The sequence below is a fragment of the Cupriavidus sp. HY129 genome (genome assembly GCF_059492215.1).
Map to the genome: position 1 here is coordinate 2,659,764 of NZ_CP083255.1, position 15,308 is coordinate 2,675,071.

General features: G+C 65.1%; 15 protein-coding genes. 8 read left to right on the plus strand and 7 right to left on the minus strand.

Going from position 1 to position 15,308, the window contains the following annotated elements:
* Position 1 precedes the first annotated feature (1 nt).
* From pdxK to K6G35_RS28285, 5 genes are all read right to left on the minus strand, one after another.
* Entirely contained in the window at positions 2–868 is an 867-nt protein-coding gene (gene pdxK, locus K6G35_RS28265) for a pyridoxine/pyridoxal/pyridoxamine kinase (protein WP_008647696.1), read from the minus strand.
* 36 nt (positions 869–904) lie between these two features.
* Positions 905–1,774 carry a YggS family pyridoxal phosphate-dependent enzyme gene (locus K6G35_RS28270; RefSeq protein WP_495676723.1) on the minus strand — a complete coding sequence of 290 codons (870 nt, stop codon included), beginning with the start codon at positions 1,772–1,774 and terminating at the stop codon, positions 905–907.
* 163 nt (positions 1,775–1,937) lie between these two features.
* Positions 1,938–2,891 (minus strand): PDR/VanB family oxidoreductase, encoded by a 954-nt coding sequence (locus K6G35_RS28275; RefSeq protein ID WP_495676724.1) that lies wholly within the window; start codon positions 2,889–2,891, stop codon positions 1,938–1,940.
* The gene (locus K6G35_RS28280; protein WP_008647705.1) at positions 2,891–3,415 is read right to left on the minus strand and encodes an MOSC domain-containing protein; all 525 of its coding nucleotides are present in this window, start codon (positions 3,413–3,415) and stop codon (positions 2,891–2,893) included. The genes K6G35_RS28275 and K6G35_RS28280 overlap by 1 nt, the downstream gene beginning before the upstream one ends.
* Before the next feature lie 139 nt (positions 3,416–3,554).
* Complete coding sequence (locus K6G35_RS28285) at positions 3,555–4,151, minus strand: helix-turn-helix domain-containing protein (protein WP_495676725.1); 597 nt, start codon at positions 4,149–4,151, stop codon at positions 3,555–3,557.
* A gap of 151 nt (positions 4,152–4,302) precedes the next feature.
* Between K6G35_RS28285 and K6G35_RS28290 the strand changes: the two genes are divergently transcribed.
* Positions 4,303–5,307 carry a Bug family tripartite tricarboxylate transporter substrate binding protein gene (locus K6G35_RS28290; protein WP_035883231.1) on the plus strand — a complete coding sequence of 335 codons (1,005 nt, stop codon included), beginning with the start codon at positions 4,303–4,305 and terminating at the stop codon, positions 5,305–5,307.
* 45 nt (positions 5,308–5,352) lie between these two features.
* Positions 5,353–6,129: an aldolase gene (locus K6G35_RS28295; protein WP_011518603.1), complete on the plus strand. Its 777-nt coding sequence runs from the start codon at positions 5,353–5,355 to the stop codon at positions 6,127–6,129.
* Between the two features lie 58 nt (positions 6,130–6,187).
* Here K6G35_RS28295 and K6G35_RS28300 read toward each other — a convergent pair whose 3' ends face one another.
* Complete coding sequence (locus tag K6G35_RS28300; protein WP_495676726.1) at positions 6,188–6,985, minus strand: GntR family transcriptional regulator; 798 nt, start codon at positions 6,983–6,985, stop codon at positions 6,188–6,190.
* A gap of 143 nt (positions 6,986–7,128) precedes the next feature.
* Between K6G35_RS28300 and K6G35_RS28305 the strand changes: the two genes are divergently transcribed.
* Genes K6G35_RS28305 through K6G35_RS28330 form a run of 6 tightly spaced genes read left to right on the plus strand, consistent with a single transcriptional unit; the run spans position 7,129 to position 13,523 of the window.
* On the plus strand, positions 7,129–8,553 hold the full coding sequence (locus K6G35_RS28305) for an MFS transporter (protein ID WP_495676727.1): 1,425 nt from the start codon (positions 7,129–7,131) through the stop codon (positions 8,551–8,553).
* A gap of 43 nt (positions 8,554–8,596) precedes the next feature.
* The gene (locus K6G35_RS28310; protein WP_495676728.1) at positions 8,597–9,466 is read left to right on the plus strand and encodes an isocitrate lyase/PEP mutase family protein; all 870 of its coding nucleotides are present in this window, start codon (positions 8,597–8,599) and stop codon (positions 9,464–9,466) included.
* 3 nt (positions 9,467–9,469) lie between these two features.
* Positions 9,470–10,867 carry a 3-isopropylmalate dehydratase large subunit gene (gene leuC, locus K6G35_RS28315; RefSeq protein ID WP_495676729.1) on the plus strand — a complete coding sequence of 466 codons (1,398 nt, stop codon included), beginning with the start codon at positions 9,470–9,472 and terminating at the stop codon, positions 10,865–10,867.
* A gap of 1 nt (position 10,868) precedes the next feature.
* A complete protein-coding gene (gene leuD / locus K6G35_RS28320) occupies positions 10,869–11,516 on the plus strand; it encodes a 3-isopropylmalate dehydratase small subunit (protein WP_008644273.1) in 648 nt (215 codons plus the stop codon).
* Positions 11,510–12,076 (plus strand): YbhB/YbcL family Raf kinase inhibitor-like protein, encoded by a 567-nt coding sequence (locus K6G35_RS28325; RefSeq protein ID WP_008644275.1) that lies wholly within the window; start codon positions 11,510–11,512, stop codon positions 12,074–12,076. Before leuD ends, K6G35_RS28325 begins: the two co-directional genes overlap by 7 nt.
* Before the next feature lie 16 nt (positions 12,077–12,092).
* Complete coding sequence (locus K6G35_RS28330; RefSeq protein WP_495676730.1) at positions 12,093–13,523, plus strand: MmgE/PrpD family protein; 1,431 nt, start codon at positions 12,093–12,095, stop codon at positions 13,521–13,523.
* Between the two features lie 8 nt (positions 13,524–13,531).
* Here K6G35_RS28330 and K6G35_RS28335 read toward each other — a convergent pair whose 3' ends face one another.
* Positions 13,532–15,292 (minus strand): tetratricopeptide repeat protein, encoded by a 1,761-nt coding sequence (locus K6G35_RS28335; RefSeq protein WP_495676731.1) that lies wholly within the window; start codon positions 15,290–15,292, stop codon positions 13,532–13,534.
* Between the last annotated feature and the right edge of the window lie 16 nt (positions 15,293–15,308).

The window sequence follows — 15,308 nt, forward strand, 5'->3', positions numbered from 1 at the left end:
ATCACTCTCGATGCGTGGTACAGGGGTTCGATGGCAATTGAAGCTCCAGGCTTTGCGCGCGACGGGTGGCTTCCAGAGCGGTCACCACGTGGTCGCTGGCGCTTGCAGCGGCCTCGGCCAGCGGCATTCCTTCCAATAGCCGCGCGGTCAACTTCGCGCTGAACAGGTCTCCGGTGCCCTTGGGCGACACCGGGATGCGGGGATGGCTCAGCACCTGCGCATCGTCCCGGGTGACGATGAGCAGTTTCATGTCGTCGTGTCCCCATGTGCCGGGGGCCGCGCTGGTGACTACCATCCATTGCACGCGATCGGTCAACAGGCTGCGCGCGGCGGCGACGACCTGCTCGACGCTGTCGGCGGAACGGCCGCTCAGATGCCCGAGTTCGAAATCGTTCGGCGTGAGTCCATGCGCCAGAGGCAGAAGCAGTTCGCGCACGGCCTCGACCATGCCATCCGCGACATAGATCCCGGTGTCATGGTCACCGATCACCGGGTCGACGATCACCTGCACATCCGGGTACTCGGCCAACACCTGATTGATCCAGCGGGATAGCACGGCCACCTGCTCCGGATTGCCGAGATAGCCGACCAGGATAGCTTTCAGGCGCTGGAGCGCACCACGGGCCGACAGGTCGCTTAGATATCCCCCGAACCAGTCGGTGGGTAGCGCCCCACCGTGCAGCGTCGGGTAGTGAGGGGTGTTGCTGAACATTACCGTCGGCACGGCGGCCACGTTCAGGCCATGCGCGCGCAGCGTCGGCAACGCCACGTTGTTGCCAACATGGCCATAGACCACCTGCGACTGTACGGACACAACGTCCATGAAGATGGGACGCAGCGCGTCCCCGGAATCTGTCTCAGCAGACATGGATCATTCCCTTGCGATGCAATTCAGCGTGTGCCATCAACGTTCGTCTTGAAGGCCGGAGCGAGCAGCACTCATTGTAGAGTCGCCCTCCTCCGCCTCTGGCCAGTAATAGCTATCGGGCGTAGATCTGGCGCCAAAAATTGCCTGACCAACACGCACGACCGTGGCGCCTTCCTCGATAGCAATCTCGAAATCCCCGGACATACCCATCGAAAGCGCCTCGAGCCCGATGCCGACGGGCGCATCCTGCCGTAGCCGCTCGCGAAGCTCGCGCAGCAGCACGAAGCACTGGCGTACCCGCTCGGCTTCCGCCGACAGCAGCGCCAGCGTCATGAGCCCGCGCACGCGCAGGCCGGAGAACGCAGGCAGCGCGCGCAGAAATCCCGGCACCTCATCGGGATGCAGACCAAATTTGCTCGCCTCGCCGGACGTGTTGACCTGCACGAACACATCGAGCGCCCTGCCCTCGATCTGCAGACGTCGGTCCAGTGCCTCGGCCACGCGCAGGCTGTCCAGCGCCTGGAACTCGGTGGCGAAACGCGCCACGAGCTTGGCCTTGTTGGTTTGCAGGTGGCCAATCACCGACCACTGCAGGTCTTCCAGATCCGCCAGCGCCTCCCACTTTCGGTAGGCCTCCTGCGGCTTGTTTTCGCCGAGCAGACGGCAGCCGGCCGCATGGGCCAGACGAATGCTCGCCTCCGGCTTGGTCTTGCTGACGGGCAACAGCCGCACACCGGCAGGATCACGGCCAACCCGGTGACAGGCCGCCGCGATGCGCGCATGAACCGCTGCGAGGTTGTGACGGAATTCCTCCACGGACTCGGCCTGTGGCCAGCGGTTGTGCAGGTCGTGGAGCGGCTGCGTCGGATGTGCGGCGTCTGGGGAATCAGGGGAATCTGTGTGCATGGCCCGGGCCTCGGCGCATATCGGGATATCAGCGGTGAGCGGACATGCCACTCCCGCCGCAGCATTGTCATAGGACAAATTCTATCACGACACAGGACGGAATGGGATCCGGCGAAAACCGAAACCATGCACGGGCACAGGCCCAAGGGTGCAACGGCAGCCCCTACAGATCCAGCACCAGACGTGACCCCGCGCATCCGGCCACACAGACCATGACGTCCTGGGCGCGCTCCTCCGGCGACAGGACCCGGTCCCGATGAATCGGCGGGCCTTCCAGCCAGGTCGTCCTGCACGCGCCACAAACGCCGCCTCCGCAAGACACGGACACGTCCGCCCCAAGTGCCTCCAGCGTTGCGACCAGCCCGACATTTGGCTCGACGATCGCCTCCTTCCCGCTCCTTGCCAGCACCACGGTATAGGGCGCCGCGTCGGTATCTTCCACAGGTTTGGGCGGCGTGAAGCGCTCGATGTGCTTGCGGGCGTCCGGCCAGCCTTCGACGATCCGCTCGAAGACGTCAAGCATCCTCACCGGACCGCAGCAATAGGCTTTGGCGTTCCCATCGCACGCATTCAGAATTGCATCCATATCCGGCGCGGATTCGACGCGCGTGTCGTACAACCGGACCCTGCCCGCCGCGATGGCGTCGCCCAGCATGTCGACGAGCGATGGCGCCCCCGCGCTGGACCAGTGCAACACGTAGTTCGTCTGGCCCCGCAGTTCGAGATCGCGGATCGTCGAGATAAACGGCGTCACACCTATCCCGCCTGCGATGAAGACGTTCATCCCCGTATCCGTGGTGCGGATGCCACCTCTGGGCAGCGACACCCCGATCGACGCCCCGACATCGAGCCGCTCGTGCACGAAGGCCGATCCCCCTCGCCCCGCCACCTCGTGCTTCACGGCGATGACATACCGGTTCCTGTCCGAAGGCGCGTTGCACAGCGAGTACGTGCGCACCAGGCCGCCTCCGAGATGCAGGTCGATATGCGCGCCGGGGGTGAAAGGCGGCAATGGCCAGTGGTCCTGGTCGCTGAGGACGAACCGCTTGACGCCGGGCAGTGGCTCGTCGATGGCGGACACCACCACCGAGACGGTCTTGATGGGCCGGGCCGCCATCAGGCTGGCCTCACTACATCGCCAATACGGACCACACCGCCGCTGAGTATCTTGCAGTTGAGACCCGAGCGATGAACGAGCGGATCGAAGACAGCCTTGCCCAGGATTTCCTCCAGGTGACGGCATGGCGTGGACAGGCGAGTGGCTTCCAGCAACGTGTCGCCAAGCCAGAACCGGCGCCCCACGAGGTGATTGAGAGGCACGCCCTCTACCGTGACGTTCCGGCGGTGTTCCTCGGGATGCAACACGACCTTGGCATCCCGGGCCAGCGCCTCGAGCGTTTCCAGTTCGAACAGCGTGACCTGCCGGCCCTCTTCAGGCTTGTGAGAGTAGAACCCTGCCTCGTTGCCGATCATGTAGCGATCCCCTTCGATACCCTTGCCAGCGACGAGGGTGATCTCCGGAAAGGGCAGCATCGGCAGGAAAGCCCTTGGCGTTTTGTGAAGAAAGCGGACAACACCACGCCACGACGGCGCAGTGGCTTCGACGCTGCGGTCTGAGGTCTGACTCACGGTTTCCTCCATACCCTTAAAATTTCCTATATGACACACTGTGTCATGAAATCATAGGGCCAGAGGTACGGCGCGGCAAGTGAATTGCAGAACTACGTGATCCGTTGTTGCCTGGAGCGAAAGTCAGCCTCCGCGAGGGTTCGCCTTCGCGTCACGCCTTCTTGCGATCGCTGACGACTACCAGGGCCTGTGCCTGAATCCGCCCCAGCGAACGTGACCGGTGCGGAATGGAAGCGTTGAAATACAGCGAATCGCCAGCGCTCATGCGCACGGTACGGTCATCGAACAGGACCTCCATCTCGCCCGAAACGACGAAGATCAGTTCCTCTCCCGCATGGCTCGCCATGGGCTGGCCTTCTTCCAGCGTGAACGGCGGCACCATGATGAACGGCTGCATCTCCTTGTCGGGCCGTTCGGTCGCAATGGCCTCGTAGGTATAGCCAAGGCGCTCCGTGGAAGGGCTGAAAGGAATCCGGTCCGCCGCCCGGATATGAAGAATCTCGTTGGCTCGCGACGACCGCGTGATGAGCTGATCCACCGTCACGCCCAGCGCATCGGCCAGCTTGAGCACAGTGCCAATGGTCGGCGACGACAGTCCCCGCTCCAGCTTGGACAGGTAGCTCTTGGTCAGTGACGCGCGTTGCGCCAGTTCTTCGAGCGTCAGGCCGTTGAGTTTGCGCAGCTCGGCCAGCCGCTCGGCAATGCTCGGCTCGGCCGCCACGGGTTCCACTTTTTGCTTTTTGCTCATCCCGGAATCGAGGTTTGTGCGCGCCTGAACCGGCGCATCCATCGGTCCGCGATTTTACGGCCCGATGGACCCACCCGGCAACTCGGTTGCACTAAGGACACTTTGGTGTCATGCTAGACACACTTGTTTCCAATATGCCCCCTGAAGGAGAATGCAAGTGCGTCCCACCCGCCCTACCCGCCCCCACCGCCGCCGTAGCCTGTCATCCATGGCCAGCCTGGCTGCCGCCATGCTGCTGAGTATCCCGTTCACCGCCAATGCCACCGGATACCCCGACAAGCCAATCACCCTGGTCGTGCCGTTCGGCGCCGGTGGCATTACCGACCTTATCGCGCGAGCGACGGGCAAGGCGCTCTCCGAGCAGCTTGGCCAGTCGGTGGTGGTAGAGAATCGGCCCGGCGCCGGCGGCAACATCGCTGCCGACTTCGTGCGGCGCGCGCGCCCCGATGGCTACACGCTGATGTTTGCCACCGTTGGCGTGCTGGCCGTCAATCCGCATACGGACGTCAAGGTCAACTTTGATAGCGCGAAGGATTTCACCTACATCTCGCTTGTGGGGTCCACGCCATTCCTCGTCGTGGTTGGCGCGGATGTTCCGGCTAACACTCTGCCCGCACTGATCAAGCTCGCTCAGCGCAAGCCCGATGCCATCAGCGTCGGCACCGCCGGCGTGGGGAGCGCGCCCTATCAGGGAATGCGCATTTTCCAGGACGTGGCGAAGGTCGAATTCCTGCATGTGCCATTCAAGAGCGGCGCGGAATCCGTCACCAACGTCGTATCGGGCCAGGTCAACATGACATTCGAGGCCACGCCCCAGGTGATGCCGTTCGTGACGTCCGGCAAGCTCCGCGCGCTGGCCGTGGCAAGCCCGCACCGGCTCTCCACCGCGCCGCAGGTACCCTCCACAGCAGAGCTTGGCTTTCCATCACTGGTATCCGGCTCCGTTGCCGGCCTGATCGGACCCGCGGGACTTGATCCGGCCATCGTAAAAAAACTCAATGCCGCCGTGGCGAAGGTGGCTGCCGATCCGAAGTTCAAGGCAACGCTTATCGCGCAAGGGACCGAGCCCGCCGCGTCATCACCCGAACAATTCCGCAAGCTGATCAGCGACGAGAATCAGCGATGGTCTGCCCTGCTTGGCGCAGGCAACAAGTAAAGCCACCTCCTATCCCGACTCCAGCACATCCCTGAAGGACACAACATGGCCAATACCATGCAGTTGAGCAAGAGCGAAATCGTCGCGTCTTCGCTCGAAAAAATGCAGACCGAACTCCGCGCGGACAGGATGCCGCTGCGCGAAGCTGTCGCCGAGACCTGCCGGATCCTGTTCACGTTCGGGCACGATTCCGTGCTCTCCGGCCAGATCACGGCGCGGGCGGAACAACCGGGCACGTACTACACGCAACGCCTGGGTCTTGGCTTCGACGAAATCACGGCGGACAACCTCCTGCTCGTCAATGAGGACCTCGAAGTGATTTCGGGGAACGGGATGCCAAACCCCGCCAATCGCTTCCATTCATGGCTCTATCGCGCGCGTCCCGATCTGAACTGCATCGTGCACTCTCACGCGCCGCACGCTTCCGCGCTTGCCATGCTGGAAGTGCCGCTGACGATCTCGCATATGGACACGTGCGTGCTGTACGACCAGACCGCGTTCCTGGAAAAATGGCCTGGCATTCCAGTCGGCAATGAAGAGGGCGAACTCATCGCGGGCGCCCTGGGCGACAAGAAGGCGATTCTGCTGTCGCACCACGGCCTGCTGGTAGCGGGCGCATCGGTGGAAGAAGCCTGTGTGCTGGGCGTGATGTTCGAGCGCGCCGCTCGCCTGCAACTGCTGGCGATGGCCGCCGGGGAGATCCAGCCGATCCCGCCCGAACTCGGTCGCGAGGCTCAACGCTGGGTCAGCACGCAGAAGCGATTCGAAGCGACCTTCGCCTACTATTCGCGCCGCGCGCGCCGCCAGCTCGACGCGCAGTAAGGTTGGCGTAGTCCCCTCGACTGCCACAACGCCGCCGCCCGACCAGGCGGCCAGGCGGCTAGGCGGCGGCGTCGTGGACGATGCTTCCGGTCGCCGGCGTATTCATGGCCCCGACCGCGATATCCATCAGCACCCTGCTGCGCTCCGGCGACATCACGACCACAAGGTATTGCACGGGGTGCTGCTGATCGTCATAGATCAACCGGTTGATACCGATCAGCGGCTGGCCCGGGGGTACCTGCAGCAGCCGCGCCTGCGCCGGCGATGCAGCGATGGCGGTGAACTCCTGCGCCACGCGCCCAAACCGGATGCCCCGCTTCATCAGCAGTTCGAACAGCGGCTCTGTTTCCAGATCCGACTGGTTGATCTCTCCGATATACGCCTCCGGCACCCATGTCTCGGTAATCATCACGGGCACTGCGGCCTTGCGGCGCAGACGCGTCACGTGCAGCAGCGGCGACGCCTCCTCGATCCCCAGTAGCTGCACGATATCCCCTGCCGCCAGCAGCCGCTCGAAGTTCAGCACTTCGACCTGCGTTTCATCCGAAATCTGACGTAGCGATTCGAGATACCCAAGCGTGGCCATCGGGCGCATCGCCGGCAGTTCAAGGCGAACGAACGTGCCCTTGCCCTGGCGCTTCTCCACCAGCCCTTCCGCTTCCAGATCGGCCAATGCGCGCCGCACCGTGATGCGCGAAACGCCAAACATGGCGCAAAGCTCTTCCTCCTTCGGAATCATCGCGCCGGCGCGGTACTGGCCGCGCACGATCTGATCGCGCAGGACCGTGAACATCTGCCGGTGCAACGACGTGCCCGGGCTACGTTTTAGCGCGCTATGCATCACATCCGATGTCATTTGTGGCGAATCCCTCCTGTCAGTCCGGAGCTTATCCGAAATTCTCCTTGCTGTGCCGTACCTATGACATCATAATAATATAACAACATTAATTGCGGACGAGGCAGCGCATGCCGAGTCCGTACAGATAAGACGGAGACAACATGACTGATCGGACGCTGTCCGCGGCATCGCAGGCCGCCCCCGCACGCATCAGTGCCGGCGAACTGGCCGCACGGATAGACCGCCTTCCGGCCACGCGCAGCACCTGGAGCCTGGTCCTGCTGCTCTCGCTGGGGGCCTACTTCGAGTTCTATGAGCTCTTCTCCACGGCCTATGTGCTGCCAGGGATCATCCACAGCGGCGTGCTCAGCGCGACCACGGAAGGCTTCTTCGCCCTCGACGGCGCGGCGAGCTATATCGCCGCGACATTCCTTGGCCTCCTGATCGGCGTACTGGCATTCGGGTCGATTGCCGATCGGCTTGGGCGGCGCTCGGTATTCACCGTCGCCCTGCTCTGGTATTCGGCGTCGGCGGTATGCATGGCGTTCCAGCACGACGCGGTCTGGCTGAACTTCTGGCGGTTGATGACGGGCATCGGCCTCGGCGTGGAGCTGGTCACCATCGACGCCTACCTGAGCGAACTCGTGCCGGCGCGCATCCGTGGCCGCGCGTTCGCGGTGAGCGCGGTGATTTCCTACCTTGCCGTGCCGTCAGTCGCGTTGATGGCCTGGTGGTTCGTGCCGCGCGCCGTGCTGGGTCTCGACGGCTGGCGCGTGGTGGTGCTGATGGGCGGCGTCGGAGCACTGTTCGTCTGGCTGTTGCGGCTGGGCCTGCCGGAAAGTCCTCGCTGGCTGGCCAGCCATGGCCGATTGCAGCAGGCCACGGCAGTGGTCGAGCAACTGGAAGCAAAAGCCCGCCAGCAGAGTGGCCGCCCCTTGCCGGCACCTCTCCCGCCGCGCGAGGTGCCCGTTGGCAAACCGGCCGCCTTCCGCGAGATCTGGCGCGCGCCGTACCGACGCCGAACAGTCATGCTCGTACTGTTCCACGCCGCCCAGGCCATTGGCCTCTATGGCTTTTCGAACTGGATGCCCACGTTCCTGGTGCAGCGTGGCGTGGGGCTTTCCTCGAGCCTCGAGTACGGATTGATGGTCTCCCTCGTCGCACCGCTTGGCCCGCTGCTGGCGGTGGCCTTCGTCGATCGTGTCGAGCGCAAGACCCTGATCGTGGTCTCCGCGCTGGTAATGGCCGGCGCAGGCACGATGTTCGTGAACCTGAACAGCGGGGTCGCCATCCTGATGACGGGCGCGCTGCTGACACTCGGGGGAACCATGATTTCGCTGGGCTTCCACTCGTACCAGGCCGAGCTGTATCCGACGCGCCACCGCGCCAAGGCGATCGGCTTCGTCTATGCCGTGAGCCGTGTCTCCGGCGCATTGAGCGGATTCCTGATCGCCGCATCGCTGAAGCACGCTGGCGTGCCCGGCGCGGTGGGGCTGATCGTCGCCTGCATGCTGCTGGTGGCCCTGAGTATCGGCCTGCTCGGACCGCGTACCTCCGGCCTCTCGCTCGAGGAGATCAGTCAGTGACCCAACCCTTCGCATCATCCTCAAATCAAGCCAGGAGACCTCGATGAACGCTGCCACCCAGCTGCGCCAACTGCTCGCCCGACCGGAAATCGTGGTCGCACCGGGCGCTTATGACGGCCTCACCGCCCGCCTCGTTCAACAGGCAGGATTCAGCGCCGTGTACATGACCGGCGCTGGCACCGCCGCCGCCCGCGGGTTCCCTGACTTCGGCCTGCTCGGCATGAGCGAAATGGTCGAGAACGCTGCCGTGCTCGCGCGTTCGGTGGACATCCCGCTGATTGCCGATGCCGACACCGGCTATGGCAACGAGCTCAACGTCACGCGCACCGTGCGCGAGTTCGAATCCCGCAACGTCGCGGCCATCCATATCGAGGACCAGGTCTTCTCCAAACGCTGCGGCCACCTGGACGGCAAGGAGATCGTGGAACGAAACGAGTTCCTCGCCAAGATCCGCGCCGCCGTGGCCGCGCGGCGGCATCCGGACTTCACGATCATCGCGCGGACCGATGCGCGCGCCGTGGTCAGCCTCGAAGAGGCCATCACCCGCGCGAACCTCGCACTTGAGGCCGGCGCCGATATGGCATTCGTGGAAGCGCCGCAAACCCGCGAAGAAGTCGCCACCATCCCGCGCGAAGTCAGCGGGCCTTGTTTGCTCAATCTGGTCCCCACCGGACGCACACCGCTGCTGCCATTCGCAGAAGCGGGGGAACTCGGATATCGCATGGTCATCCTTCCCGGTCTTCTGCTCAAGGCCACCATCGAAGCCTGCGACGCCGCGCTGCAGGACGTGCAGCGCGAGGGGCAAATGCCCGCGCCCCGGATGGACGCGACCGTCGCCGCGCTGTTCCGCCGGCTGGGTGCCGACGAATGGAGCGCGCTCCGGCAGCACTTCCAGCAAAGCCCTCAGGAGTGAAGCATGGATCGAACGCTTTTTGACAAGGTCTGGGATGCGCATGTCATCAAGGACCTCGGTGACGGCTGGGCGCTACTGCACATTGACCGGCATCTGCTGCACGATCTCTCCGGCGCGCCGGCCCTGGGGGAGCTCGCCAAGCGCAAGCTGCCGCCGCACAACCCGGAACTGTGCTTTGCAACGCCCGATCACGTCGTCTCCAGCGCGCCCGGTCGCACGGAAACAACGTATCCACTTGGTGCCATGCTCTGGGCCGGGCTCAAGCAGGGGAGCGAGAAAGGCCGCATTCGTCTGTTCGACCTCGGCCAGCCGGGTCAGGGCATCGTTCACGTCATGGCGCCCGAACTGGGCATCGCGCTCCCCGGCACGACCCTGGTTTGCGGTGACAGCCATACGTGTACCAACGGTGGCCTTGGCGCGCTGGCCTTCGGTATCGGCTCGTCCGAAATCGTGCATGTGCTGGCCACCCAGACGCTGCGCCAACAAAAGCCGCTGCGTATGCGCGTGCGTGTCGATGGACGACTGCCCAGGGGCGTGACACCGAAAGACCTGGCCCTGCATATCATCGCAACACTCGGGGCATCCGCCGGCGTCGGCCACGCCGTGGAGTTCGCCGGACCGGCGATCGAAGCCATGCCGATCGAGGGCCGGCTGACCTTGTGCAACCTCGCGGTGGAGCTGGGCGCCAAATTCGCCATGGTCGCACCGGACGACGCCACGTTCGACTACCTGCGCGGCCGGCCTTTCGCCCCAAAGGGCGAGTTGTTCGAGCGTGCCGTCGAGACGTGGCGGTCCCTGGCCGGCGACGCGGACGCCGTGTTCGATCGAGAAGAACGCATCGTTGCCGAAGCCGTGCGTCCGGTGATTACGTGGGGCACCAGTCCGGACCAGGCAGTCGCCATCGACCAGTGCGTTCCCCACCCGGACAGTGCCCCAAGCCCGGCCGTAGCGGAGGAATGGCGCGCAGCGCAGGCGTACATGGGGCTCGAGGCCGGACAGGCATTGGCAGGCACGCCCGTCGACTGGGTTTTCATCGGCTCTTGCGCCAACTCCCGGCTGTCGGATCTGCGCGATGCCGCGCACGTCGTGCGTGGCCGCAGCGTAGCCGCCGGCGTGACAGCCTGGGTGGTGCCCGGCTCCGAGCTGGTCAAGCGCGCCGCCGAGGCCGAAGGGCTGGATCGCGTCTTCGAAGATGCTGGATTCCAGTGGCGGGAGCCCGGCTGCAGCATGTGCGTGGCGGCGAACGGTGAACAGGTGCCTCCGGGCGCGCGAGCGGTCTCCACCTCGAACCGCAATTTCGTCGGCCGTCAGGGACCGGGCGCCCGCACGCATCTGGCCAGCCCGGCCATGGCAGCGGCTGCGGCGATCACTGGGGTGTTGACCGACATTCGGAGCTTCTGAGATGCAACCGTTCCATACACTTGCTGGCCTTGCGGCGCCGTTGCCCCGCGCCAACCTCGATACCGATGTCATCATCCGCATCGATCGCCTCACCACCGTACCCAGAGACCAACTTGGCGTGCACGCCTTCGAGGCGATTCGTTACCTGGCCGATGGCAGCCCCGATCCGGCATTCCTTCCGGCCCAGCCTGAGTTCTCCGGCGCGCCGATTCTTGTCAGCGGTGCCAATTTCGGCTGCGGCTCGTCGCGCGAGAGCGCCGTCTGGGCGCTGCAGTCGATGGGCTATCGGTGCATCATCGCGCCAAGCTTCGGCAGCATCTTCTACAACAACTGCTTCCAGAACGGCATCCTGCCCTTGATTCTCGACGAGGCGCTGGTCAGCGAACTGATGAACCTCGCGCGCCATGCCATCCCGTTCAAGGTGGATCTCCAGCACAAGGTGGTCGAAGCCGGCGATCGCCGCTGGAGCTTCGATATCGACCCACTCCGCCGGGAGATGCTCCTCCAGGGCCTCGACGAGATCGGGGGCACGCTGCTCGAAGACAACCAGATCCGTGCCTGGCAGGCCGCCGACCGTCAGCGCCGGCCCTGGGTATGGGACCTGTCCGAAGCCAATGCCGATAGCGGAAGCGGAGTCAAATCATGCTGAGCCGCCTGCTGGGACGTCTCCTGAAAGGACGAAGGGCCGGAGAGCAACGCCTTGCCTGGCATCACCCGGCCGTTGCCTCTGCCCCCGCTCTGCTGGAACTCAGCAGCGGCAGCTTCGGCGCCGGGCAAACGATTCCGGTCGCGCACGCCGGCAAGGGCGTCGGCGAGAATCGCTCGCCCGCACTCGCCTGGCGCGGCTTGCCTTCGGAGACCGAGGAACTGGTGCTGATCATCGAAGATGCCGATGCGCCCTTGCCACGCCCATTCGTGCACATGATCGCCACCGGCATCGACCCCAACCTGCCCGGCCTGCCGGAGGCCGCCTTCAATCCACCGGCAAGCATCCATGCCGTGCTGGGCCGCAACAGCTTCGGCAAAACCGCCTATGCCGGCCCGAGAGCCCTGCCCGGCCACGGCCCCCATCGCTACTCCTTCCAGTTGCTGGCACTCAACGGGAAACTGCATTTCGACAAACCGCCGACGCTGCCCGAAGTGCTGGCGCAGCTTGACCGATCGGTCCTCGCCCGGGGCCGTCTGGATGGCATTTTCGAACGTATCTGAAAACATGGAGAACAGCATGAGCGAACAGGCTCGACGACAGGCCAGCGATCCCTCCGGCCCAACCGGTCAACTGGCTACCTGGCTGGCCAACTTCGACTTGAGCGCGGTGCCTGACACCGTGCGCGAACGGGCCAGATTGCTGCTGCTGGACGGCGTGGGTTGCGCGCTGGTTGGCGCCCAGCTGCCGTGGTCCCGCACCGCGGTCGAATCGGTCATGGCCCTCGAAGCCGAAGGGCCGTGCAGCATCATTGGATGGGGTCGCAAGGCGACCGCTCCGGTGGCCGCCTTGCTCAATGGCACCTTTATCCAGGGGTTCGAACTCGACGACTTCCACCCGCTGGCGCCGCTGCATAGCGCGTCACTGATCCTGCCTTCGCTGCTCGCCACGGCGGAAAGACTCGGCGGCATCCGTGGCGATCGGATGCTGGCGGCGGCGATCGCCGGCTTCGAGGTGGGTCCGCGCGTCGGCCTGGCCCTGCACGGTGGCCAAATGTTGTCGCGTGGATGGCATTCCGGTCCGGTGTTCGGCACGCATGCGGCGGCTGCGGCCGTGGGCTTGCTGCTACAACTGGACGCCGCGGGCTTCGAAGACGCCCTTGGACTGGCGGCAACGCAGTCCGCCGGCCTGATGGCCGCGCAATATGAAGCGATGTCGAAACGTATGCACCACGGCTTTGCCGCGCGTAACGGACTCTACGCCGCCCATCTGGCGGCCAGCGGCTACAGCGGTATCCAGCGCGTTTTCGAGCGCGAGTACGGTGGCTTTCTCTCGACCTTTGGCGAGGGGCACAACCCCGATGCCACACAGATCGCGCACGGACTCGGCGACCACTGGGAGACGCCCCGCTTCGTGCTCAAGGCCCATGCGGCGATGGGCGGGCTGCACGCGGGCATCGACGCCCTCCTCGATCTCGTCGCCACGCACCGGTTCCGCGCCGAGGATGTGGAGCGCATCGACGTCGACCTTTCCCACGCCGTCTATCACCACGGCTGGTGGGACCTCGCGCGGCCAATCACGCCGATTGCCGCCCAGATGAACATCGCCTACGCGCTTGCGGTAACCCTGCTGGACGGCGAAGCCATGGTGCGACAGTTCGCGCCCGAGCGCATCGACCGCGATGACGTGTGGGCACTCATTCCACGGATTCGCGCGCACCACGACGCCGGATTCGACCAGGCCGGCGCGCTTGGCCGTGGCCGGACCCGCCTGCGCATTCGCCTGCGTGACGGCACCGAGTTGCAGGCCGAACAACCTGCCCCCAAGTCCGCCCTGCAACCGATGAGCCGCGAGCAGGTGGTGGCCAAGTACCGACGACTCACCGACGGCCTGCTACCCGCGCAGCGCCAGCGCGCCATCGAGGATTGCCTGCTGTCGCTGGATGACCTGGAGGATTCGGGCACGCTCACCGAACTACTGGCGGGACCGGTAGGATCGGCGATGTCGTAGCGCCGATCTCACCCTGCCAAGACCACGTTCAAGGCCTCGTTCACCGCGGCGATCACGGGCAGCCAGTCGCCCGGCGTGGTCTGCCTGACCAGCCGTGCAGACGGATACCAGCGACTGTGCGTCGTATCCTGCCGCCAGCGCCAGTCAGCGGCCACGGCGAGCATCAGCCACAGTGGCTTGCCCATGGCACCGGCAAGATGCGCAATGGCGGTGTCGATCGACACAACGGCGTCGAGCGTTCCGATGATCGCCGCGGTGTCGGCCATGTCCTCGATGTGATGCCTGAAATCATGCGGCCGTCCGGTGCCGGCGTACATGGCAAGGTGTTGCGCATCATCGGCGGGGATGTCCCGCTGCAGCACAATCCAGTCGATGTCATCGCGCGCGAATAGCGGCGCGAGCAGATGCAGCGGGATGGCGCGGTTCTCGTTGGCGCGTATCCGTCCCGACCAGGCGATGCCGACGCGACGGCGCTTCAGGCCCGACAATCTGGCGCGCCACATCTCGCGGCTGGCCTCGGGCACCGGCAGCGGCGCCGGCATGTCCGGAATGCTGTCCATCGACGTGCCAAGCATGAGCGGCAGACTCATCAGCGGGCACCACGCTTGCGCCTCCGGCGGTGCATCGTCCAGCGCGACGATTGAAACTCCCCACTGCGACGCCAGCGGCTTGAGCAGCCGCAGCAATGCCGATTGCACACGCAGGACCACCTTGCCCACCCGGTCGCTTGCAAGTGGCACGAAGCGCAGGAAATGGAGCGTGTCGCCGAGGCCTTGTTCTGCGTCGACGACCAGGCAGCCGTCGAGCGGCGCGCCCGACCAGCGCGGCCACTGTGGCTCGCCAGCGTAGGCATCGAGCTTCAGGCGCCACTCGTATTCCGGCAGTCCACGCGCGAAATCTCCCGCCGACAACCAGTTCATCGCCCGGTGGAAATGGGCGACAGGCCAACCCGGCCGCAGTGCCAGCACGCGCTGGAACGCAGCTTCGGCTTGCACGTAGTGCCCGAGTGCAAGGTGTGCGATACCGAGGTTGAACCACGCGGGCGAGCATTGTGCATCGTGTTGCGTTGCCAGCCCCAGTTGCTCGATGGCCTGCGCGTACCGCTCGATCGCGCACAAGGTGGTGCCGGCGCCCAGACGCGCCTCGACGGAGGCAGGATCGAGCGCGATGGCGCGCAAGAACGCCTCCGCCGCAGGAACGCCATGCCCTGCCCCTTGCAACGCATGGCCAAGCAGCGTGTGGAATCGCGCCTGACCCGGGGCAGTTGCGATGGCCCGACGGGCAGCCACCACTGCCTCAGCATGAAGGCCGAGCGCCAACCTTGCCGAAGCGAGGTTGGCCAGCGCTGCCGCGTCCTGCGGCTGTAGCCGGATCACCGCCTCGAAACTCTCCACTGCCTCGGCGGCCTTGCCGGCGGCCATCCACGCTAGCCCAAGGTTGAAATGCGCTGCCGGCATGGCAGGTGCGAGTTGCGTCGCCCGGACGAGGCACGTCACGGCGGCGGCAAAATCGCCGGCTGCCTTGCAGGCGATGCCGAGGTTGACGATCACACCAGCATCGCCAGGGGCGAGCACGGCGGCGCGCCGCAATTGCGCCACGGCTTCGGCCGGTCGGCCCGCCTGGTGGCACAGCAGACCAAGATGGTGATACGCACCCGCGTGTCGAGGGTCCGATGCCAGCGCGACGCGATACAGGCGCTCCGCGCTTGCGAGGTCGCCGTGCCGGTGCGCATTCATGGCTTGCTCGAAGGCGGGTGTCTTGGCTTGCATGGACTGAAGGTGAATC